Origin of the sequence: Streptococcus sp. 27098_8_113 (genome assembly GCF_041432545.1) — a bacterium.
GTDB lineage: Bacteria > Bacillota > Bacilli > Lactobacillales > Streptococcaceae > Streptococcus.
The window spans coordinates 109,860-132,680 of the sequence record NZ_JAPVZU010000002.1; the positions used below are offsets into that span (position 1 = coordinate 109,860).

The 22,821-nt window shown below is 43.4% G+C and carries 23 protein-coding genes; all 23 read left to right on the forward strand.

The genetic code is table 11. The features are described 5' to 3' along the window. Positions 1-30 precede the first annotated feature (30 nt). The 23 genes from hemW to O3644_RS01990 all read left to right on the forward strand — a co-directional run bounded on the left by hemW (position 31) and on the right by O3644_RS01990 (position 22,526). Positions 31-1,161: a radical SAM family heme chaperone HemW gene (hemW, locus tag O3644_RS01880; protein WP_045499716.1), complete on the forward strand. Its 1,131-nt coding sequence runs from the start codon at positions 31-33 to the stop codon at positions 1,159-1,161. 3 nt (positions 1,162-1,164) lie between these two features. Continuing rightward, complete coding sequence (locus O3644_RS01885) at positions 1,165-1,902, forward strand: acyl-ACP thioesterase domain-containing protein (RefSeq protein ID WP_371594910.1); 738 nt, start codon at positions 1,165-1,167, stop codon at positions 1,900-1,902. 10 nt (positions 1,903-1,912) lie between these two features. Beyond that, positions 1,913-2,683: a TIGR01457 family HAD-type hydrolase gene (locus O3644_RS01890; protein ID WP_062004984.1), complete on the forward strand. Its 771-nt coding sequence runs from the start codon at positions 1,913-1,915 to the stop codon at positions 2,681-2,683. After that, a complete protein-coding gene (locus O3644_RS01895) occupies positions 2,676-3,299 on the forward strand; it encodes a TIGR01906 family membrane protein (protein WP_371594911.1) in 624 nt (207 codons plus the stop codon). Before O3644_RS01890 ends, O3644_RS01895 begins: the two co-directional genes overlap by 8 nt. Positions 3,300-3,318: 19 nt before the next feature. Then, entirely contained in the window at positions 3,319-4,290 is a 972-nt protein-coding gene (locus tag O3644_RS01900; protein WP_371594912.1) for a lysostaphin resistance A-like protein, read from the forward strand. A 147-nt stretch (positions 4,291-4,437) separates the two neighbouring features. After that, the gene (locus O3644_RS01905; RefSeq protein WP_048763224.1) at positions 4,438-5,181 is read left to right on the forward strand and encodes a DeoR/GlpR family DNA-binding transcription regulator; all 744 of its coding nucleotides are present in this window, start codon (positions 4,438-4,440) and stop codon (positions 5,179-5,181) included. Then, positions 5,178-6,089 carry a 1-phosphofructokinase gene (gene pfkB / locus O3644_RS01910; protein ID WP_048763222.1) on the forward strand — a complete coding sequence of 304 codons (912 nt, stop codon included), beginning with the start codon at positions 5,178-5,180 and terminating at the stop codon, positions 6,087-6,089. Before O3644_RS01905 ends, pfkB begins: the two co-directional genes overlap by 4 nt. Then, complete coding sequence (locus O3644_RS01915) at positions 6,086-8,047, forward strand: fructose-specific PTS transporter subunit EIIC (RefSeq protein WP_048763221.1); 1,962 nt, start codon at positions 6,086-6,088, stop codon at positions 8,045-8,047. Before pfkB ends, O3644_RS01915 begins: the two co-directional genes overlap by 4 nt. A 21-nt stretch (positions 8,048-8,068) precedes the next feature. Beyond that, entirely contained in the window at positions 8,069-8,563 is a 495-nt protein-coding gene (locus tag O3644_RS01920; RefSeq protein WP_080978265.1) for a hypothetical protein, read from the forward strand. Between the two features lie 108 nt (positions 8,564-8,671). Beyond that, on the forward strand, positions 8,672-9,046 hold the full coding sequence (locus O3644_RS01925; RefSeq protein ID WP_005590470.1) for a DUF1149 family protein: 375 nt from the start codon (positions 8,672-8,674) through the stop codon (positions 9,044-9,046). A gap of 2 nt (positions 9,047-9,048) precedes the next feature. After that, on the forward strand, positions 9,049-9,897 hold the full coding sequence (locus O3644_RS01930) for a DegV family protein (RefSeq protein WP_048763273.1): 849 nt from the start codon (positions 9,049-9,051) through the stop codon (positions 9,895-9,897). 42 nt (positions 9,898-9,939) lie between these two features. Further along, the gene (dapB, locus tag O3644_RS01935) at positions 9,940-10,707 is read left to right on the forward strand and encodes a 4-hydroxy-tetrahydrodipicolinate reductase (RefSeq protein WP_048763219.1); all 768 of its coding nucleotides are present in this window, start codon (positions 9,940-9,942) and stop codon (positions 10,705-10,707) included. Then, a complete protein-coding gene (locus tag O3644_RS01940) occupies positions 10,704-11,909 on the forward strand; it encodes a CCA tRNA nucleotidyltransferase (protein WP_048763217.1) in 1,206 nt (401 codons plus the stop codon). The genes dapB and O3644_RS01940 overlap by 4 nt, the downstream gene beginning before the upstream one ends. Next, on the forward strand, positions 11,906-13,771 hold the full coding sequence (locus O3644_RS01945; protein ID WP_371594913.1) for an ABC-F family ATP-binding cassette domain-containing protein: 1,866 nt from the start codon (positions 11,906-11,908) through the stop codon (positions 13,769-13,771). Before O3644_RS01940 ends, O3644_RS01945 begins: the two co-directional genes overlap by 4 nt. Positions 13,772-13,820: 49 nt before the next feature. Continuing rightward, positions 13,821-14,678 (forward strand): GNAT family N-acetyltransferase, encoded by an 858-nt coding sequence (locus O3644_RS01950; protein WP_048763213.1) that lies wholly within the window; start codon positions 13,821-13,823, stop codon positions 14,676-14,678. A gap of 49 nt (positions 14,679-14,727) precedes the next feature. After that, positions 14,728-15,642, forward strand: coding sequence for a TDT family transporter (locus O3644_RS01955; RefSeq protein ID WP_048763211.1), 915 nt, complete (start codon positions 14,728-14,730; stop codon positions 15,640-15,642). A 92-nt stretch (positions 15,643-15,734) separates the two neighbouring features. After that, positions 15,735-16,643 (forward strand): LysR family transcriptional regulator, encoded by a 909-nt coding sequence (locus tag O3644_RS01960; RefSeq protein WP_048763209.1) that lies wholly within the window; start codon positions 15,735-15,737, stop codon positions 16,641-16,643. Beyond that, positions 16,640-17,107, forward strand: coding sequence for a signal peptidase II (lspA, locus tag O3644_RS01965; RefSeq protein WP_061422761.1), 468 nt, complete (start codon positions 16,640-16,642; stop codon positions 17,105-17,107). Before O3644_RS01960 ends, lspA begins: the two co-directional genes overlap by 4 nt. Next, positions 17,091-17,993, forward strand: a complete 903-nt coding sequence (locus O3644_RS01970; RefSeq protein ID WP_371594914.1) for an RluA family pseudouridine synthase — start codon at positions 17,091-17,093, stop codon at positions 17,991-17,993. The genes lspA and O3644_RS01970 overlap by 17 nt, the downstream gene beginning before the upstream one ends. A gap of 122 nt (positions 17,994-18,115) precedes the next feature. Beyond that, entirely contained in the window at positions 18,116-19,939 is a 1,824-nt protein-coding gene (gene lepA, locus O3644_RS01975; RefSeq protein WP_371594915.1) for a translation elongation factor 4, read from the forward strand. Positions 19,940-20,109: 170 nt separating this feature from the next. Further along, positions 20,110-20,745, forward strand: coding sequence for a hypothetical protein (locus O3644_RS01980; protein WP_371594916.1), 636 nt, complete (start codon positions 20,110-20,112; stop codon positions 20,743-20,745). Between the two features lie 255 nt (positions 20,746-21,000). Beyond that, entirely contained in the window at positions 21,001-21,495 is a 495-nt protein-coding gene (locus tag O3644_RS01985; protein WP_002904626.1) for a YkgJ family cysteine cluster protein, read from the forward strand. 197 nt (positions 21,496-21,692) lie between these two features. After that, on the forward strand, positions 21,693-22,526 hold the full coding sequence (locus O3644_RS01990; RefSeq protein ID WP_371594917.1) for a GyrI-like domain-containing protein: 834 nt from the start codon (positions 21,693-21,695) through the stop codon (positions 22,524-22,526). Positions 22,527-22,821: the final 295 nt, after the last annotated feature.

Here is a 22,821-nt window from a genome sequence, read left to right on the forward strand (position 1 = left end):
TGTCGCTAATTTTATGCTATAATAAATACTATGCAAACTAAACCAACTTCTGCCTATGTGCATATCCCTTTTTGTACTCAGATTTGTTATTACTGCGATTTTTCAAAGGTTTTTATCAAAAATCAGCCGGTAGATAGTTATCTGGAGCATTTGATTGAGGAATATCATTCTTACGACATCAAAAAGCTCCGCACCCTCTATATCGGAGGAGGGACTCCGACGGCTCTATCGGCGCCTCAGTTGGCTTTTTTGCTGGAAAAGCTGACGGACAAGCTGGACTTGTCTTATCTTGAGGAGCTGACCATTGAAGCCAATCCTGGGGACTTGGATCAGGAGAAGATTGCTGTACTTAAAGACTCGCCTGTCAATCGGGTTTCGCTGGGCGTGCAAACCTTTAATGATCGCATGCTCAAGCAGATTGGCCGCAGTCACTTGGAAAAGGATATCTATGAGAACATTGCCAATCTCAAAAAAGCAGGTTTTGATAATATCTCGATTGACCTGATTTATGCCCTTCCCAAGCAGACTATGGAGGATGTGAAAACCAATGTAGCCAAGGCCATTGCTCTGGATATTCCCCACATGAGTCTGTACAGCTTGATTTTGGAAAATCATACGGTCTTCATGAATCGGATGCGGCGTGGGAAGTTGCCTCTGCCCAAGGAAGACTTGGAAGCGGAGATGTTTGAATACATTATAGCTGAGCTGGAAAAGGCTGGCTTTGAGCATTATGAGATTTCAAACTTTTCCAAGCCAGGCTTTGAGAGCCGCCACAATCTCATGTACTGGGACAATGCGGAGTATTATGGTATCGGAGCGGGAGCGTCTGGCTATGTTGATGGTGTTCGCTATAAAAATCACGGCCCCATTCGTCATTATCTGCAGGCGGTGGAAGCGGGTAATGCCCGTGTGCAGGAAGAAGTGCTGACGCTGAAAGAACAGATGGAAGAAGAGATGTTTCTGGGATTGCGCAAGAAGTCAGGTGTTTCTAAAAAGCGTTTTGAGGAAAAATTCGGTCTCTCCTTTGAAGATCAATACGGAGCTGTTGTGTCTGAGCTGACTGAGCGGGGCTTGCTAGTGCCTGACAGAGACATCGTGCGCATGACCAAACAAGGCCTCTTTTGGGGCGATACGGTTGCTGAGAAATTTATATTGGAGTAAATCATGGGCTTAACTTATCAAATGAAAATGAAAATTCCTTTTGATATGGCAGATATGAACGGCCATATCAAGCTGCCTGATGTCATCTTACTGTCTTTGCAGGTATCAGGCATGCAGTCGATTGAGCTCGGCGTCAGCGACAAGGACATGCTGGAGCAGTATAATCTAGTCTGGATTATTACGGACTACGATATTGATGTGACACGACTGCCACGATTTGCAGAGGAAATTACCATCGAGACAGAAGCATTGACTTACAATCGGCTTTTTTGTTACCGTCGCTTCACGATTTTTGATGAAGCGGGCGAGGCTATTATCCAGATGATGGCAACCTTTGTCCTTATGGATCGGGATAGCCGCAAGGTTCATGCAGTTGAACCTGAGATTGTCGCTCCTTATCAGTCGGAATTTTCTAAGAAATTACTGCGTGGCCCCAAGTATCCAGCCATGGAAAATCCTGTCAGCAAGGACTACCATGTGCGTTTTTACGACTTGGATATGAACGGTCATGTCAACAATAGCAAGTACCTGGACTGGATTTTTGAGGTTATGGGCGCAGATTTCCTTACCCAGCATATTCCTCAGAAAATCAACCTGAAGTATGTCAAGGAAGTCCGACCGGGCGGGATGATTGCTTCTAGCTATGAACTAGACGGTCTGCAGAGCACGCACCAGATTTCTAGTGATGGCGATGTCAATGCTCAGGCTATAATCACTTGGCAAGAGATTGAAAAAGATTAGAAAGTAATATATGACTTATAAAGGATATTTGATTGATTTAGATGGGACGATTTATAAGGGAAAGAGTCGGATTCCGGCTGGTGAAGCTTTTGTACACGAGCTGCAGAAGCGGAAGATTCCCTATCTTTTCGTGACCAATAACACTACGCGCACGCCAGAAATGGTTCAAACTATGCTAGCTGAGAATTTCAACATTGGGACGCCGCTTGAGACTATTTACACAGCAACTTTAGCGACTATTGACTATATGCAGGAGAAAAATCTGGGCAAGAAAGTCTATGTCATTGGTGATGTCGGACTTAAACAGGCCATTGAAGAGGCTGGCTATATAGAAGATACAGAAAATCCTGACTATGTGGTAGTGGGGCTGGACTGGGAAGTGGACTATGAGAAGCTGACAATAGCGACTTTGGCTATTCAAAAAGGCGCTCACTTTATCGGGACCAATCCTGATCTCAATATTCCGACCGAGCGAGGTCTGCAGCCAGGAGCGGGTGCTATTAACGCCCTCTTGGAAGCAGCCACTCGGGTTGAGCCGACCTTTATCGGCAAGCCAAACGCCATCATCATGGAAAAAGCAATGGAGCATCTAGGGATGGCGCGTGAGGATGTGGTCATGGTGGGGGATAACTACCTGACAGATATTCGAGCGGGAATTGATAATGGCATTCCGACTCTCTTGGTTACGACAGGCTTTACCCTGCCAGAAGAGGTGCCCAATCTGCCTATCCAACCAACACATGTCTTGTCTAGTCTAGCGGAGTGGGACTTTGATGCGTGATAAGTTGAGATTTTCAGCCAGCGTTTTGTGCTTGCTGGCAGTAGCCATTTTGTTGACCATTTATCTAGCTTGGCTGTTTTACCCGCTGGAAATTTCCTATTTCGCTTTGCCCGATAAGGTTCATTTGAAAGCAGAGACTATCCAGTATAATTTCAACATTTTGATGAATTACCTGACCAATCCTTTTAGTCAGAAGTTGGCGATGCCTGATTTTCGCTCGTCGGCAGCAGGTTTGCATCATTTTCAGGCGGTCAAGTATCTCTTCCATTTGGCGCAGGCTGTCTTTCTCCTAACCTTGCCTGCTTTGATTTTCTTTATCAAAAAAGTGGTCAAAAAAGGATTTTTAGCTCTTTATCAAAGAAGTTTGTTTTTCTTGAGCGTATTGCCCTTCGTCATGATTTGCTTGGCTGGCTTGATTGGTTTTAACAGCTTTTTTACGCTCTTTCATCAAGTGCTTTTTGTGGGAGACAATACATGGCTATTTGATCCAGCCAAGGATCCAGTCATCTGGATTTTGCCAGAAGAATTTTTCATGCACGCCTTTATTCTTTTTGCTCTTCTTTATGAAGGAATCTTTTTAAGTTTGTATTTTTTCAGTAGAAAGACTCGTAGCTAATAATAACAAAGGAGATTTTATGAATACGTTACCTGAGCCTTTAAATCCCAAGAAAGATCTGGGGAGATTTTCAGCAACCTGCTTCACTTATTCTATCGTGATGCTAGTGGTTGTAATACTTTATACTGTCTTTTCCTATTTCTTTGTTCTTTTTCAGCAGGGTTTTGATATAGGTAAGACTGAGGAATTTGTGAAAAGTTTTATGGATAAAGATGGCGGTTCCTACATTATCGCTTCTTGTTTAGGTGTGCTTATTTTCACGATTTTCAGGGGCAAGCAGCTTTTTACTCGAGATTTGCGCAAGAAAAATAAGAAAATGACAGCCAAAGTCTTCTTCTTCATGATTTGCTTCTTGTTTTTCTCTCAGCTGTTTAGCACTGTGACAAGTCAAATCATGAATGCTATTTTGTCGCTCTTTGGTTTGGATCTTTCTGAGATTTTATCACAGGATTTTAGTTCTCATTCAATCACCATGTTTATCTATACAACGATCATGGCACCGATTACGGAGGAGATTATTTTTCGGGGAGCAGGCTTGCGGGCTTTGGAAAAGCACGGAAAAGTATTTGCTATTGTCATGACGGCTCTTCTGTTCGGACTGTTTCATGAAAATTTATATCAGCTTTATTTTGCTGCTATGATTGGTCTGGGATTTGGTTATATCGCTTTTGAATATTCCATTTTCTGGGTGATCTTCTTCCATATTTTCAATAATTTGGTCATCGCAGAAGGACTTGATTTCCTGACCAACTATATCCCAGAAAGTATCGTGAATCTTATAAATTATGGATTGATGACTGTAGGAACAACCGTAGTATTGATTGTACTCATCCTAAATAGGTCGAAAATTAAAGCTTATATTGCTGAAAATAGATCTCAGCCAGGAACATATAGGCAAGCTCTTAAATCGGTTTGGTTTTGGGTATTTTCAATCTTATGTGTGCTTGCTGCCTTTTTACCGATCCTTCTTGTCTATATCACTACAAGATAATAAAGGAATTAAAAGAAGTCTAACAGGCTTCTTTTTTCTACATTCTAAAATAAATGGATTGTTTTGAAAGAAAATGACAGAAAATGCTTGACTTTGAAATTTAATTTTGTATAATAGAACTGTAATCGATTGCAGAGGAGGTATTCTATGCTGAAGTCGAAAAGAAAGCAGCTGATTCTCGAGAAAGTTATGAAAGATAAATTTGTTTCTTTAGAGTATCTAGTAAAAGCTTTAGAAACTTCAGAATCAACTGTTAGAAGAGATTTAGATGAGCTTGAAAGCGAGCGGAAGTTGAGGCGTGTGCATGGTGGTGCCGAGAGTCTTCATTTCTTGCAGGAGGAAGAAAGCAATCAAGAAAAATCTATCAAAAACATTCAAGAAAAAACCAGGATCGCTCAAAAAGCAGCCAGCTTGATTCAAGAATACGATGTCATTTTTATTGATGCAGGGACGACCAATGAACTCTTAGTCAATGAATTGCACGATCCGAGCGTGACGGTGGTAACCAACTCTATCCATCATGCGACTAAGCTGGTGGAGCGTAATATTCCCACTGTAATCATTGGTGGAGTGGTAAAACGCTCGACAGATGCTAGTATTAGTGGTGTAGCCCTAAATCAAATCGGACAGCTGAATTTTGACAAGGCTTTTATCGGAATGAATGGAATTGACGATGGATTTTTCACGACTCCGGATATGGAAGAAGGAGCGGTGAAACGAGCTATTCTCGAAAATGCTAAGAGAACTTATGTTTTGGCTGATGCCTCAAAGTTGGGTAATACATCTTTTGCCAAAGTGGCACCAGTATCGCGCGCAAGGCTTATTACAAACCAAACTGAATCTGAAGTGATTCAAAAGATTAAAGAAAAAACGGAGGTAATAGAAGCATGATTTATACAGTCACACTCAATCCATCCATTGACTATATCGTTCGCTTGGACCAAGTTCAAGTTGGTAGTGTCAATCGTATGGACAGTGATGATAAGTTTGCTGGAGGAAAAGGAATCAATGTCAGCCGTGTCTTGAAGCGCTTGGATATTCCAAATACAGCGACTGGATTTATCGGTGGCTTTACTGGTAAATTTATCACAGATACTTTGGCAGAAGAAGAAATCGAAACACGTTTTGTCCAAGTAGCAGAAGATACTCGCATCAATGTCAAGATTAAAGCAGACCAAGAAACAGAAATCAACGGAACAGGTCCAAATGTCGAACCAGCTCAGCTAGAAGAATTAAAAGCAATTTTATCTAGTTTGACAGCAGAAGATACGGTTGTATTTGCGGGGTCAAGTGCTAAGAACTTGGGAAATGTCATCTACAAGGAGCTGATTGCCTTGACGCGCCAGACTGGTGCGCAAGTGGTTTGTGACTTTGAAGGACAGACCTTGATTGATAGTTTGGACTACCAGCCACTTTTGGTCAAACCAAACAATCACGAACTAGGAGCTATCTTTGGAGTGAAACTGGAAAGTTTAGATGAAATCGAGAACTATGCTCGTGAGTTACTAGCTAAAGGTGCTCAAAACGTCATTATCTCCATGGCTGGCGACGGTGCCCTTCTTGTCACATCTGAGGGAGCTTACTTTGCCAAACCTATCAAGGGAACAGTGAAAAATTCAGTCGGAGCTGGCGACTCTATGGTTGCCGGATTTACAGGTGAATTTGTCAAATCCAAAGACGCAGTAGAAGCCTTCAAATGGGGAGTAGCTTGTGGAACAGCAACTACCTTCTCGGATGACTTGGCAACTGCGGAATTTATTAAAGAAACATATGAAAAAGTTGAGGTAGAAAAACGATGAAAATTCAAGACCTATTGAGAAAAGATGTCATGTTGCTGGATTTGCAGGCAACTGAAAAAACAGCTGTCATCGAAGAGATGATTAAAAGCTTGGTCGATCACGGTTATGTGACGGATTTTGAAACATTTAAGGAAGGAATCTTGGCTCGTGAAGCCTTGACTTCAACTGGTTTGGGTGAGGGAATCGCTATGCCGCACAGCAAGAACTCTGCTGTCAAAGAAGCGACAGTTCTCTTTGCTAAGTCAAACAAGGGTGTTGACTATGAAAGTTTGGATGGTCAGCCAACTGATCTCTTCTTCATGATTGCAGCTCCAGAAGGTGCTAACGATACTCACTTGGCAGCCCTAGCAGAATTGTCTCAATACTTGATGAAAGACGGTTTTGCTGACAAATTGCGCAAAGTATCTTCACCAGACGAAGTTATCGCTCTTTTTGACCAAGCGTCTGAAAAGGCAGCTGAACCGGCAACTGTTGCTCCTGCCAACGAATCTGGTGACTTCCTCGTAGCCGTTACAGCTTGTACAACAGGGATCGCCCACACTTACATGGCTCAAGAAGCCCTTCAAAAAGTGGCTGCTGAAATGGGTGTTGGTATCAAGGTTGAAACCAATGGTGCCAGCGGTGTTGGCAACAAACTGACAGCAGAAGACATTAAAAAAGCTAAAGCAGTTATCATTGCAGCAGACAAGGCTGTTGAAATGGATCGTTTTGACGGCAAACCTTTAATCAGTCGCCCAGTTGCTGACGGTATTCGCAAGACAGAAGAACTCATCAATTTAGCTCTTTCTGGCAATGCCGAAGTCTACAAGGCTGCTAATGGTGGCGCTACAGTAGCTAGCGGCAATGAAAAACTTAGCTTGGGCGGAGCTTTTTACAAGCACTTGATGAGCGGTGTTTCTCAAATGTTGCCATTCGTTATTGGTGGCGGGATTATGATTGCCATTGCCTTCTTGCTGGATCAGATTTTAGGCGTGCCAAAGGATCAGCTTTCTAATCTGGGAAGCTATCATGAGATTGCAGCTCAATTTAAGGCAATTGGTGGTGCAGCCTTTGGCTTCATGTTGCCAGTATTGGCTGGTTATATCGCTTATTCAATCGCTGAAAAACCAGGTTTGGTTTCTGGTTTTGTAGCTGGTGCAATTGCTAGCAGCGGTGCATCATTTGGTGGTGTTGCCTATGCTGCAGGTGGTGAGAAGACACTATCTCTAGCGGGTGTATCATCTGGTTTCCTTGGAGCTCTGGTCGGTGGATTCTTAGCTGGTGGTGTGATTTTAGTCCTTCGCAAATTACTTGCAGGTCTGCCTCGCTCACTTGAAGGTATCCGTTCCATCTTGCTCTTGCCACTTCTTGGTGTTCTTGTGACTGGATTCCTTATGCTGGCAGTCAATATCCCTATGTCAGCAATCAATACAGCCCTCAACGATTTCTTGGCAAGTCTGAGCGGAAGCTCTGCTGTCCTTCTCGGTCTCCTGGTCGGTGGTATGATGGCAGTCGATATGGGTGGACCAGTGAACAAAGCAGCTTATGTATTTGGTACAAGTACGCTGGCAAGCACTGTTTCAACTGGTGGTTCTCCAGTAATGGCAGCGGTTATGGCAGCTGGTATGGTTCCACCGCTTGCAGTATTCGTGGCAACTCTACTTTTCAAAGATAAATTTACTACCGAAGAACGTGATTCAGGCTTGACAAATATCGTTATGGGTCTGTCCTTCATCACAGAAGGAGCGATTCCATTTGGTGCTGCTGACCCAGCCCGTGCAATTCCAAGCTTTATCGTCGGTTCAGCTCTTACAGGTGCACTTGTCGGTCTATCTGGTATCAAACTTATGGCTCCTCACGGAGGAATCTTCGTCATTGGTTTGACAAACAACCCAATCCTTTACCTTGTGTATGTTTTGATTGGTGCTGTTGTCAGCGGTATTCTTTTCGGATATTTGCGTAAACCGCTGGAAAAATAAAATATACGCGAAAGAATCTTGATGGCTTGTCAAGATTCTTTTTGCCATAATTTGAATAGATGGGATAAGATCATGAAAATATATACAGATAAGTTAGTTGTGAATATGAATGCAAAAATTGCTTGGGAATCATTGAAAATGATGGATAAATGGCTTCCCAATTTATCAACAAATCAAGCCATTCACTTTGAGGGCGGAGAAGACTTTTTCTACGAAGGAAGAAAATACGATATTGTGACAAAAGAAGGAATAAAAATGTCTTGCGAAATAAGCGAGGTCAATGAGGAAGCCTTTTGGATTGAGATACATGCGAGACACTCTCTCTTGCATTCGATTTTAAATTGTCAAGTGATTCCTTTGACTTCTTCGAGCTGCCAATTGGTAAGAACACAATCTTATCCAGGCTTTGTTGGATTTTTATTTAATCTATTCTTTAAGCGTAGAGAAGCAGGCGAGACGAGCGAGTATTTAGAAGTATGGAAAAATTACGCGCAAAATCAGCTTCAGACTTTGTGAGAATCCGTCACCATCTCATAACGGATAAAGTTCTGAATATAATTATCGCTAGAAAGATACATCAAATTATGTTATAATGGACTATCGTATATTTTTAGGAGAATAGAAATGGAATTACAACGTGAACAAGAATTTGTCAGCCAATATCATTTTGATGCACGCAATTTTGAATGGGAAAAAGAAAATGGAACACCGGAAACAAAAGTTGACGTGAATTTTCAGCTGATTGAAAGAAATGAAGAAAAGAATTCAACATCCATGATTGTGATTTTGACTTTCATGATTGTGTTTGATCGTTTTGTAATTAGTGGAACGATTACGCAGACAAATCACATTCAAGGACGTTTGGTGCAGGAACCTAGTGAGTTTGAGCATGAAGAAGTGGAAGAATTGGCGCGTCCTTGCTTGACTATGCTCAATCGCTTGACGTATGAAGTGACTGAAATTGCGCTAGATTTGCCAGGTATTAATTTGGAGTTCTAATGATGAAATTAGCGGTTATAACGGATTCGTCCGCTTTTTTACCGGATAGCCTTCGTGGAAATGACCATCTTTGTGTGCTCGATATTCCAGTAGTGATTGCTGGAGAGACTTATGTGGAAGGAAAAAATCTGACAGCCAGTGAGTTTTATGAAAAAATGGCTGTTGCAGATGATTTGCCAAAGACAAGTCAGCCTAGTGTGGCAGAGTTGGAGGAGACGTTGACGCGTCTTGCCAGCGAGGATTACACGCATGTACTAGGGCTCTTTTTATCCAGTGGGATTTCAGGATTTTATCAAAATATCCAGTATCTCAAGGACGAGTTTCCTGATTTGAAAATCGCTTTTCCTGATTCAAAAATCACCAGTGCTCCGCTGGGGCTCATGGTCGAAAATGCTTTGACTTGGGCTGCGGAAGGGCAGAATTTTGAAGAGGTTTTGCTCAAGATTCAACGACAAATCGATGGAACCAGTGCCTTTATCATGGTTGACGATCTCAATCATCTGGTTAAGGGCGGTCGCTTGTCCAATGGCGCAGCTATTTTGGGAAATCTCCTAAGTATCAAGCCAATCCTGTATTTTAACGATGCAGGTGTCATCGAAGTCTTTGAAAAGATTCGGACAGAAAAGAAAGCGATTAAGAGATTGATTGAAGTGGTGGAGGAAAAAACTGCCTCTGCTTCTTATCAGATCATAGTGATTCATGGGAATGCTGAAGAGAAGGCGGAAAGCTTACGCCAGCAGCTGATAGAGGCTGGCATAGCGGACGATATTTCTCTTGCTACCTTCGGTAGTGTAATTGGAACTCACTTGGGCGAGGGTAGTGTCGCTTTGGCCTACATTCCGCTGGTCTAGAGTTTGCCAGAGCGGTTAGTCAAGAATAGAGAGAGGTTCTAGATGAGTATAAAAGTCATTATTGCTGGTTTCAAGGGAAAGATGGGACAAGCAGCCTATAAAATGGTAACAGAAGATCCTGAGTTGGTATTGGCCGGTCTACTAGATCCCTTTACAGATGAAAAGGAAGTAGCGGGAGTTCCAGTTTTCAATACTAAAGAAGAACTTGCCGGTCTTCAGGCAGATGTCTGGATTGACTTTACGACTCCCAAAGTGGCTTATGAAAATACTCGCTTTGCCCTTGAGAATGGATTTGCTCCAGTGGTCGGAACGACAGGTTTCACGCCTGAGCAGATTGAAGACTTGACCCAACTATCTCGTCAAAAGAATCTTGGCGGTTTGATTGCGCCGAATTTTGCTCTGGGGGCTGTTTTGCTTATGCAGTTTGCAGCCCAAGCAGCCAAGTATTTTTCAGATGTTGAGATTATTGAACTGCATCATGACAACAAAAAAGATGCACCGAGCGGCACGGCTATCAAAACAGCTGAATTAATCAGTCAAGTTCGGACGAGTAAGCAGCAGGGAGCGGCCGACGAAGAAGAATCGTTGGCTGGTGCCCGTGGGGCAGCCTTTGACGGTATGCGGATTCATTCAGTGCGTTTGCCGGGTTTGGTGGCCCATCAGGAAGTTATCTTTGGTAGTCAAGGAGAAGGACTGACTTTGCGGCATGACTCCTATGATCGGGTTTCCTTTATGACTGGGGTAAATCTGGGTATCAAAGAGGTAGTGAAGCGCTCTGAATTGGTCTATGGATTGGAACATTTGCTATGAGATTAGAGAAGATGCCTTCTGAGTTTCAGGAGGCTTTGCCAGTATTAGAGAAGATTAAAGAGGCCGGTTTTGAGGCTTATTTTGTCGGCGGTTCTGTACGAGATGCTCTGTTGAATCGGCCGATTCACGATGTGGACATTGCCAGCTCAGCCTATCCCGAGGAAATCAAAACAATCTTTCCTCGGACTGTCGATGTTGGCATTGAGCATGGAACGGTTCTGGTCTTGGAAGGCCAGAGAGAATACGAGATAACGACCTTTCGGACTGAGGATGTCTATGTGGACTACCGCAGGCCTAGTCAGGTCTCTTTTGTGCGCTCTTTGGAAGAAGACTTGAAGCGCAGGGATTTTACAATTAATGCTCTTGCTTTAAACCAAGAGGGCGAGATTGTAGACCTTTTTGATGGTTTGGCAGATATGGAAAATCGTACTCTGCGGGCAGTCGGAGTAGCCGCAGAGCGTTTTAATGAAGATGCTCTCCGCATCATGCGGGGCTTCCGTTTTCAGGCTGGTTTAGACTTTGATTTGGAAGAGTTGACCTTTCAGGCTATGGCAGATTGCGCGCCGCTTTTGGAAAAGATATCAGTGGAGCGGATTTTTATCGAGTTTGACAAGCTACTGATGGCACCTTTCTGGCGGAAAGGCTTGGAGAGTCTGATCAAAGCTGCTGCCTACGACTTTCTTCCTGATATGAAGCATTCAGCGGAGGCTTTGCAGGAATTATTAGACGGTTTAGCAGAAGATTTTCAATTTGCTAGTTCTGAGCAGGCTTGGGCTGCGCTTCTGCTGGCTTTAAAGGTAAAAGATGTTCGCAAGTTCTTGAAGCATTGGAAAACGTCCAATGACTTTCAAAAGCGAGTGAATCAGCTGGTAGCTGTTTATGAGATTCGGCAGGAACGGAGTCTTTCTAAGCGTGATTGCTATCAGTATGATTTGGATTTGATTCTGCAGGCGGAAAGTTTGAGACAAGCAGCAGGTTTGTCGGTTGAATTTGAGGCTATTGAAGCGACACATGCTGCTCTGACAATTCATGACAAACATGAGATTGTGGTGACGGGCAGTCATTTGATTCGAGATTACGGCTTTAAACCCGGACCAGAATTGGGACAAATCCTGACTAAAATTGAATGGGCCATTGTCGACGGAGAATTGGCAAATAGCAAGGAAGAGATTATGAACTTTATTAAGGAGCAAGTTGGATGAGTGACTTTATCGTTGAAAAGCTGACCAAGTCTGTCGGGGATAAGACAGTCTTTCAAGAGATTTCTTTTATCATTCACGACTTGGATCGGATTGGACTGATTGGAGTCAATGGGACAGGAAAAACCACTCTTTTGGATGTCTTGTCTGGCAAATCAGGCTTTGACGGTGATGTATATCCCTTTTCAGCAAAATCGGACTATAAAATCTCCTATTTGACTCAGGAACCAGACTTCGATGAAGAGAAGACGGTCTTGGATACTGTTTTGTCCAGTGATTTGCGAGAAATGCAGCTCATTCGAGAATATGAACTGCTCATGGCTACTTATGATGAAGCCAAGCAAGCTCGTCTGGAGAAGGTCATGGCAGAAATGGACTCGCTGCATGCTTGGGAGATTGAGAGTCAGGTAAAAACCGTCCTATCCAAGCTTGGTATCTCGGATTTGGCAGCAAAAATCAGCCAGCTTTCTGGTGGTCTACGCCGGCGAGTTCAGTTGGCGCAGGTCCTACTTTCAGAAGCAGACTTATTGCTGCTGGATGAGCCAACCAACCATCTGGACATTGATACGATTGAATGGCTGACAAATTTCTTGAAAAATTCAAAGAAGACGGTCCTCTTTATCACTCACGACCGCTATTTTTTGGACAACATTTCCACACGGATTTTTGAATTAGACGGCGGGAGCTTGATTGAGTATCAGGGCAACTATCAGGATTATGTCCGACTCAAGGCTGAGCAGGATGAGCGCGATGCTGCCCTGCTACACAAGAAACAGCAGCTTTATAAGCAGGAGTTATCTTGGATGCGCCGTCAGCCTCAGGCGCGGGCGACCAAGCAGCAAGCACGTATCAATCGTTTCCATGACCTCAAAAGTGATTTGGCTGGTCAGACCAATCAGATGGACTTAGAGATGAACTTTGAAACCAGTCGAATCGGGAAGAAGGTCATCGAGTTTCAGGATGTGGATTTTGCTTATGGGGATAAGCAGATTTTGTCGCATTTCAATCTCTTGCTGCAAAACAAAGATCGACTAGGCATTGTCGGAGATAATGGAGTGGGTAAGTCTACTCTGCTTAACCTAATTGCTGGTCAGTTGCAGCCTCAATCTGGTCAGGTCATAATCGGCGAGACAGTCCGAGTGGCTTATTTTTCTCAGCGTATTGAAGGTCTAGATGAGTCCAAGCGGGTCATCAATTACTTGCAGGAAGTCGCAGAAGAAGTTAAGAGTGGGAGCGGCACAACCTCCATTGCTGAGCTCTTGGAGCAGTTTCTCTTTCCTCGCTCAAGCCACGGTACTTTGATTGAGAAATTGTCTGGCGGAGAGAAGAAGCGGCTTTACTTGCTCAAGCTTTTACTAGAAAAGCCCAATGTCCTGCTTCTGGACGAGCCGACCAATGATTTGGATATTGCAACCTTGACAGTTCTAGAAAATTTCCTGCAGGGCTTTGCAGGACCGGTAATTACAGTTAGCCACGATCGGTATTTCCTCGATAAGGTAGCCAGCAAGATTTTAGCTTTTGAAGATGGACAGGTCAGAGAGTTCTTTGGCAACTACACGGACTATCTGGATGAGAAGGCTTTTAGACAATCCAGCGCAGCTATTTCCCAAAAGAAAGAAAAGGAAAAGCTCGTCAAGGCGCGGGAGCAGAAGAAGCGGATGAGCTACTTTGAAAAGCAAGAGTGGGAGACCATCGAGGCGGATATCGAGGAGCTGGAGGCACGTATCGCTGCCATTGAGATAGAAATGGAGCAGAACGGTTCGGACTTTACCAAGCTATCGGAACTTCAGAAGGAGCTGGATGACAAGAATGAGCAGCTTCTTGAAAAGTATGAGCGCTATGAGTATCTGAGTGAGTTGGAGTAGAATAGTACGTAGTACATTTGTTATGGATACAAGTTTGTGAGGGAGAATGATGGAAATACAGATTTATAGCAAGCCTAGTCAGGAAATCAAGGATCAGCTTTTTGAGCTGGTTCAAAGCTGTCATGCTACAGATGGGACCTATCGTCTTCCTTATCTGGATAACGCCTATAATTTTGATGTTGATATGCCAGCATTTTTTCTGGCAAATTTAGATCATCAAACGGTCGGTTTTTTATCGGTTTATGCGGATGAGCCGAGTCAAGCGGAGGTATCTGTCTATGTCTTGCCCGACTATCGCAGACAGGGCATAGCGAGCGCTCTTTTGCAGGAATTTTTCAAAATTGCAGAGAAATACGATTTATCCCAAATCGAATACATCAGTGAAGTCAAGTTTTTAGCAGAGCATCCGACCTTTGCTGAGAAGTTTGATTATGATTTGAAAGAAACGGAAATCTGGCTGGAGCAGGCAGCGGAGACTTTCCCTGAAGAAGAAAAAGAAGGCGTGGAAGTTCTTCTGGGTAGAAAGGAAATGGTTTCGGAGATTGCAGCTTTTCAGTCGCAGATTTTTGAAATGCCAATAGATACTGCGCTTCACTATGCCAGTCAAGCACTGGAGAGCTCAGATAGCCTGCTCTACGTCCTGAAAAAAGACGGTCAAATCGTGGCGTCTTGCTCAGTGGATACAACTTTTGGAAGTAATCATCTGTTCGCCCTAGCTGTGGATCAGGTCTTTCAGGGACAGGGCTTAGGGAGTCACCTAGTCAGATCTATCCTGAATGACCTCGCTATCCGAAATGGACAAGTCTGTCAGATAGTAGTAGAAGCTCAAAATACAGGTGCCTTAAGGCTGTATGAAAGATTAGGCTTTAAACGAAAATCGGAAGCAGTTTATTTAAAGAGAAAATAAAAGAATTATCCTTCAGAGAAAAGTGCTTTTAAGGTCAGGAGATCTGTTTATGATAAAGAGAAAAGAGCCATTCTTAGTTCAGGCTGGCTTGGTACTAGGCTTACTAGCCTTGGGAAATTTAGTTGGCGATGTTAGTCAGCTCTTACGTTATCTTTTAGCAAGTCTGGCACTCTTGTTTTTCCTCCATTTATTGATGGGAATGCTGACGCATACCAAGCAAGTCAAAGAGCAACTAGGTCAAGCGCTAGTGGCCTCGGTCTTCCCTACCTTTTTCATGCAGGGAATGGTGGCTTCGACTTATTTAACGAGCTGGACTTTTTTGGGAAATTTTGCCCGAATTAGTGCGCAAGTGCTGTGGTGGCTGAGCTTCAGCGGGCTGGTTTTCTTGATGGTCTACTATATTCTAGCTTTTGTATTTCCTTTTAAGTGGGAGAATGTCTTTCCCGCTTGGACGGTCTTATTTGTCGGGATTGGTGTCGCTCCTCTGACCATTTCAGTTCCCCAGCAGTTAGCTTTGGGCCAGCTGGTCTTTTGGTACGGGCTTTTAGCGACTATTTTGGTCTTGCCAATCGTCCTTTATAAGACTTATAAAATTGGCTTAGTAGAGAATGTTCGCCCGAATACGACAACGATTTGTGCGCCTATTTCCTTGATGACGGCGGCTTATGTAGCTACTTTTTCTCAGCCAAATCCTGTCTTGTTGAGCTTGCTCTTGATTTCAGGTCAATGCTTTTATGCCTTTATTTTGTGGCAACTGCCTCGTTTGATCAATCGTCCTTTTTCAGCAGGATTTTCGGCCTTTACCTTCCCTTTGGTTATTTCTGCTGTAGCCTTGAAGCAATCTTTAAACGTATTGGATTTCGGTCTAGTCGGGCAAATTTTGCTTGCTTTTGAGGTCTTAATAGCCTTGCTCGTCGTTCTTTATGTCACCTTTTTATATACAAAGGACATTTTAGGCAAATGATGCAGATTATCTCCAAGAGGAAAGTAGCTGCCTGCCTTTTAGGAAGGCTGATTTTGTGGTATAATTAGGAGTATTTGTAAAAGGAAAAAGATATGAATATTCAACAATTGCGTTATGTAGTGGCTATTGCCAACAGCGGAACTTTCCGCGAAGCAGCAGAAAAGATGTATGTCAGCCAGCCCAGTCTATCTATCGCGGTGCGAGATTTGGAAAAGGAGCTGGGATTTAAAGTTTTTCGTCGAACCAGTAGCGGAACTTTTTTGACCAGACGGGGGATGGAATTTTACGAGAGAGCTCAGGAATTGGTCAAAGGGTTTGATATCTTTCAAAATCAATATGCCAATCCTGAAGAGGAAAAGGATGAATTTTCCATTGCCAGTCAGCACTATGACTTTTTGCCACCTTTGATTACGGAGTTTTCTCAAAAGTATCCAGAATATAAGAATTTCCGGATTTTTGAATCAACAACGGTGCAGATTTTGGACGAAGTTGCTCAAGGTCACAGCGAGATTGGGATTATTTATCTCAACAATCAGAATAGCAAGGGCATTATGCAGCGGGTGGAGAAGCTCGGCTTGGAGGTCATTGAGCTAATTCCTTTCCAGACCCACATTTATTTGCGGGAAGACCATCCTCTGACTCAAAAGGAGGAACTGGTTATGGAAGATTTGGCTACTTTGCCAACTGTTCGCTTCACACAGGAAAAGGATGAGTACCTCTATTATTCTGAGAATTTTGTCGATACCAGCGCTAGCTCCCAGATGTTTAATGTAACGGATCGAGCAACGCTGAATGGGATTTTGGAGCGGACGGATGCTTATGCGACTGGATCTGGCTTTTTGGATAGCAACAGTGTAAATGGGATTACTGTCATCAAACTACGAGACAATTTAGACAATCATATGGTCTATGTCAAGAGAGAAGATGTAGAGTTGAGTCAGGTCGGCGAAGCTTTTGTAGCTGTTATGAAAGAATATTTTGCACAGAAAAGAGAAGTATGAAACGTAAAATTGCGATTCCTTTTTTAGTCATTCTTTTGATTGCTCTTGATCAGGCAGTCAAGTATTATATTGTTTCCAATTTTTCTTTGGGGCAGGTCAGGAAGTTTATTCCTAAGATTGTCAGTTTGACCTATCTGCGAAATACTGGTGCAGCCTTTTCTATCTTGGAAAATCAGCAGTGGTTTTTCGCTCTGATAACTTGTATCGTGATTGGAGTTGCTGTTTGGTATTTGATTAAAAATATCCAAGCTTCCAAGTGGATGCTGACGGGACTAATTCTAATTATTGCTGGTGGATTGGGCAATTTCATTGACCGGATCCAGCAAGGATTTGTAGTGGATATGTTCCAGCTAGATTTTGTCAATTTTGCTATTTTTAACGTAGCGGATATGTACCTGACTGTTGGAGTAGCGATTTTATTACTGGTGATGTTGAAGGAAGAAACAAATGGAATTGAAAATTGATGCAGCAGCCGCAGGCCTGCGTTTGGACAAGGCAGTGGCGGACTTGACGGAGCTATCCCGTGGTTTAGCCAATGAGCAGATAAAAAATGGCCAGATTTTGGTCAATGGAGAAGCAAAAAAAGCCAAGTACGCTGTCAAAGAGGGCGATGTCATTTCCTATGAAGTACCTGAGCCAGAAGTGGTTGAGTATGTGGCAGAGGATCTTCCGCTAGAAATTGTCTATCAGGATGAAGATGTGGCTGTCGTCAACAAGCCACAAGGCATGGTGGTTCACCCTTCCGCTGGGCACACTAGCGGTACTCTGGTCAATGCTCTCATGTACCACATCAAAGACCTTTCTGGCATCAATGGTGTGTTACGCCCGGGAATTGTCCATCGGATTGATAAGGATACTTCTGGTCTATTGATGATTGCCAAGAATGACCAGGCCCATCTAGCACTTGCAGATGAGCTTAAGGACAAGAAATCCTTGCGTAAATACTGGGCGATTGTCCATGGAAATCTGCCTAATGACCGAGGAGTGATTGAGGCGCCGATTGGCCGTAGTGAAAAAGACCGCAAGAAACAGGCGGTTATAGCCAAGGGAAAACCCGCTCTGACACGTTTTCAAGTCTTGGAACGTTTTGGGGACTATACCTTGGTTGAGTTGCAGCTGGAGACTGGGCGGACGCATCAAATACGTGTTCACATGGCTTATATAGGTCATCCAGTCGCTGGAGATGAGGTTTATGGACCTCGTAAGACCCTGAAGGGCCATGGTCAATTTCTGCACGCGCGAACATTGGGCTTCACCCATCCTCGGACTGGCGAAGTGCTAGAATTTACGGCTGAAGCGCCAGCTATTTTCCTAGAAACTCTTGAAAAACTCAGAAAAGCCCATGACTAATCGTCTCTGCATTTATGAGACTTTAGATAAATGGAAATTAAGTCGACTGTCTTGGTTACAGTCGTTTTTATTTTCGACAAATCATGATATAATAAATAGAATACCCTAAAAGGAAGAGAAAAATGAAGTTAGAAGATTTGAAAAAACGTCAGGAGAAGATCCGCAATTTCTCCATCATTGCCCATATCGACCACGGGAAATCAACCTTGGCTGACCGAATTTTGGAGGCGACGGAGACTGTTTCTAGCCGGGAAATGCAGGCTCAGCTCTTGGACAGCATGGACTTGGAACGGGAGCGCGGCATTACCATTAAGCTCAATGCTATCGAGCTTAATTATACTGCCAAGGACGGGGAGACCTATATCTTCCACTTGATTGACACGCCGGGACACGTGGACTTTACCTATGAGGTATCGCGGTCATTGGCAGCCTGTGAAGGGGCTATTCTGGTCGTGGATGCGGCTCAGGGGATTGAAGCTCAGACCTTGGCTAATGTTTATCTAGCGCTGGATAATGACTTGGAAATCCTGCCTGTTATCAATAAGATTGACCTGCCTGCTGCGGATCCAGAGCGGGTGCGGACAGAGATTGAAGACGTGATTGGACTGGATGCTAGCGAAGCCGTATTGGCTTCTGCCAAGACTGGTATTGGAATTGAAGATATTTTAGAGCAGATTGTGGAAAAAGTTCCAGCACCGACTGGAAATGTAGCAGCACCGCTCAAGGCCTTGATTTTTGACTCGGTCTATGATGCCTATCGTGGAGTAATCCTGCAGGTGCGGGTGATGGACGGTGTGGTCAAGCCAGGCGATACCATTCAGCTCATGAGCAATGGCAAGACCTTTGATGTAACTGAGGTCGGCATCTTTACTCCCAAGGCCATTGGCCGCGATTTCCTAGCGACAGGGGATGTTGGCTATATCGCAGCCTCTATCAAGACGGTACAGGATACTCGGGTCGGAGACACAGTGACCTTGGCGAACAATCCAGCATCTGAGCCACTAGATGGCTACAAGCAGATGAATCCCATGGTATTTGCTGGTCTCTATCCAATCGAGTCTAATAAATATAATGACCTGCGTGAGGCGCTCGAAAAGCTCCAGTTAAACGATGCTAGCTTGCAGTTTGAACCAGAAACATCACAGGCGCTTGGATTTGGTTTCCGTTGCGGTTTCTTGGGCTTGCTGCATATGGATGTCATTCAGGAGCGCTTGGAGCGGGAATTCAATATTGACTTGATTATGACGGCTCCGTCTGTTATCTATAAGGTTAATCTGACAGATGGTGAAGCTATTGATGTCTCTAATCCGAGTGAGTTTCCGGATCCGACCAAGATTGATTCCATTGAAGAGCCTTATGTCAAGGCGCAGATTATGGTGCCGCAGGAATTTGTCGGAGCGGTGATGGAGTTAGCTCAGCGCAAGCGCGGTGACTTTGTGACCATGGACTATATCGATGATAATCGGGTCAATGTCATCTATCAAATTCCGCTTGCTGAAATCGTCTTTGATTTCTTTGACAAGCTCAAGTCCTCTACTCGTGGCTATGCTAGCTTTGATTACGAAATCTCTGTGTATCGCTCATCCAAGCTGGTTAAGATGGATATCCTACTCAATGGCGACAAGGTCGATGCTCTCAGCTTTATCGTCCACAAGGAATTTGCCTATGAGCGTGGTAAGCTGATTGTTGATAAGCTTAAGAAAATCATTCCTCGTCAGCAGTTTGAGGTACCTATTCAGGCAGCCATTGGCCACAAGATTGTGGCTCGGACAGATATCAAGGCTCTCCGTAAAAACGTTCTTGCCAAGTGTTATGGTGGTGACGTTTCTCGGAAGCGCAAACTTCTAGAGAAACAAAAAGCCGGTAAAAAACGGATGAAAGCTATCGGATCTGTCGAAGTCCCACAAGAGGCCTTCCTCAGCGTCTTGAGTATGGATGAGGAATAAAGTCGGCTTTAATCGCCTGAGTTCAGTATTACAAAGCGAAGAAAAACAGTAGATCTGTTTCCAAAAATAAGATAGGGAAGTAATCTTGAAAAGTTGATGTTATCTATAATGTTTCGATAGTATGAAAATCTAGATAGTTCGGGTCCATGTAGTTAAAAAAGGGGGGTATTATGACAAAAAAATATTTTCTTAGTTTTTTGACAGTTCTGGTTGGTCTGTCTCTGGCTTCTTGTGGCCTTATTAAAAATTATGGTAATCGGAAATCGTCTACTTCTAGTAGTACATCTAGTCAGGTTTCTCAAAAAGATAGCAGCAAATCTGATAAAGCTAGTGACAAAGATGTTTCCACTACAACCGAGACCAAGCGCATTGGTTCGGCTGATTACGGCTATATCGATATTCCAAGTAATTGGATCAAGTTCACCGACGTAGATGGTGGCGACAGCGTTCAGTTCACGGATGGCTCAGCTTATAATATCGTTACCATGAATGGCTATACTAGAGAAAAAGCTCATGTCCAAGATGGGGAAACTTTCAATGCTGAGTTAATTGCCCAGCGACTAGCCTATAGTTGGAATGATAATAAAGATGTAGAAAAAATGTGGGGAGCAAAATCCACTGTTTCTGGCAATGAAGCTTTCCAACTGAATGTAATTATGAAATCAGGGCAACTAGTTGTTTCTTGGGTTTTCCAAAAAGACGACAAAGTATATTTGATCTCTTTTGAAGGAGACCGAAAAACTCTGGCTTCTGTCATCTCATATATAGAGGAAACATGGAGTCTTGATGAAAAAAGGCCCAACTAACAATCTTTAAAACAAAGTAAATGAGAGTGGGACAGAAATCGGTAATTCGTTAGAATTCGATTTCGTCGTCTCACATCCGCACAGTTGAGTAGGGCTGTAAAAGCTGATGAAATCAGCGTAGTAGAACCCACTCAACCACTGCGTCTTGCTCGATAATTCAAAGACAATTGAGAGGCTAGGACTTTTGTCCCAGTCTCATTTTTTTGAGATTTATGATATAATGCTAACGAAAATCAACTGATTAGAAAGTAGTTTATGACCCAAGAAATTGACCTTGAAAAGTACCACCAACTAGCCCTGCAAAAGCAGAAAGAGCACCGAAAATTTTTAGCCAGTCTCAAGAAAAAGCCACCAAAAAATCTAGATAAGATTGCCCAGCAAATCCATGATGAGGTCTTTGAGGAGATTGACTGTACAGCCTGTGCAAATTGCTGCAAGACACTGGGACCAGACTTTAAGGAAGCCGATATTGTCCGTATTGCCAAGTATTTCAAGATGAAGCTGCCGGCTTTTGAAGAGGAGTTTCTGCAGGTGGACGAAGACGGTGACAAGGTTTTCAAGGCTATGCCTTGTCCTTTTTTAGGTGGAGACAATCTCTGCTCAATCTACGATGTCCGTCCCAAGGCCTGCCGTGAGTTCCCTCACACAGATCGCAAGAAGATTCATCAGATTAATCATCTGACAATCAAAAATACCCTGACCTGTCCTGCGGCTTATCTCTTTGTGGAGAAGTTGCGGGATAGGTTGTAGAATCCCCCTCTAAATCTTGTACAAAAATTCTAGGGCGGAAGTATCTTAGATTTGTTAGACTATAGTTAGAATTGAACACGGCCTAAAAGCTGTGTGAAAAAGATGAAATTTTCTCGGAGCAGGAGCCCCTCCGTCAATTTTCCTATTTTCACTTTGCTTTTAATGGCCTTAGTATCTTTTGTGAGGTGAAAAAGAATATGATGCATCAATTCAATCGAACCATGGAATATCTGGAAAGTAAGTTGGACGCAGAAGTTGACTTGCAGAAATTTCAGCAGCTATCGGGCTATTCTTATGCTCTTTTTAGCAGGCTCTTTTCTATTTTAGCAGATATGACTTTAGCAGAATACTTGCGCAATCGCAGGCTGTCAGAAGCTGTGACAGACTTGCGGGAAAGCTCTGAGAAAGTCATTGACATAGCGATGAAATACGGCTATGAGTCTGCCGATGCCTTTAGCGCAGCCTTCAAGAAATTCCATGGTGCGACTCCCTCAGAAGTTCGAAATGGAAAACCTTATCGGGTCTTTCCTAGACTTCAATTATCCTTAAAGATTACAGGAGGAAAAAACATGGATATCAAGATTCAAAAGAAACCTGCTTTTACCGTGGCAGGCGTCCTATTGGAAGCTATTGACAATAGCCAGTGCCCGTCTGTATGGGAGCAGCTCTATACCAATCACAGCTTTGAAAGCCTGGAAAGTCTGGGCAGTGGCCAATCCTTTGGCATCTGCTCGAATGTCAAAGAAGGCGAAATCATCAACTATATGGCCGCTTATGATGTCGCAGATAAAGCGAAAGCAGAAGAACTAGGTCTGTCAATCAAAGAAATCGCAGAAGCTGAATATGCCATCGTACCAGTCAAGGGAGCTATACCAGCCAGCATCCACCATGCCTGGAAATATGTATTGGAAGTCTTTTTCCCAGAAACTGGCTATCGCCACTCAGGAGCGCCAGATTTTGAAGTATACAGCAAGGGTGACATGTCCTCCCCAGACTACCAAATGGAACTCTGGGTACCAGTGGTGAAATAGATTAGAAATCAGCCGTTCATTTTTGAGGGGCTGGTTTTTTTATGGCTTGTGGTATAATGTCCGCACTTTACTTAGCAGTCCTAATTTTATATATAGATTGAGTCTCAGATCGCTCTTTTAAATATCAGCAATACATATGACTTTGAATAACTCGCTTCAACTCATCATTTTATGGGTAATTTTAAAAATATATTTTGCAATGATTGTTTCATGCCTAATTAGGTAAATTAGCCATTCTTCGAGCGGTCGTATTTATATTTTCATCGTTTGAGGGAAGATCTTACCGTTTTCAAAT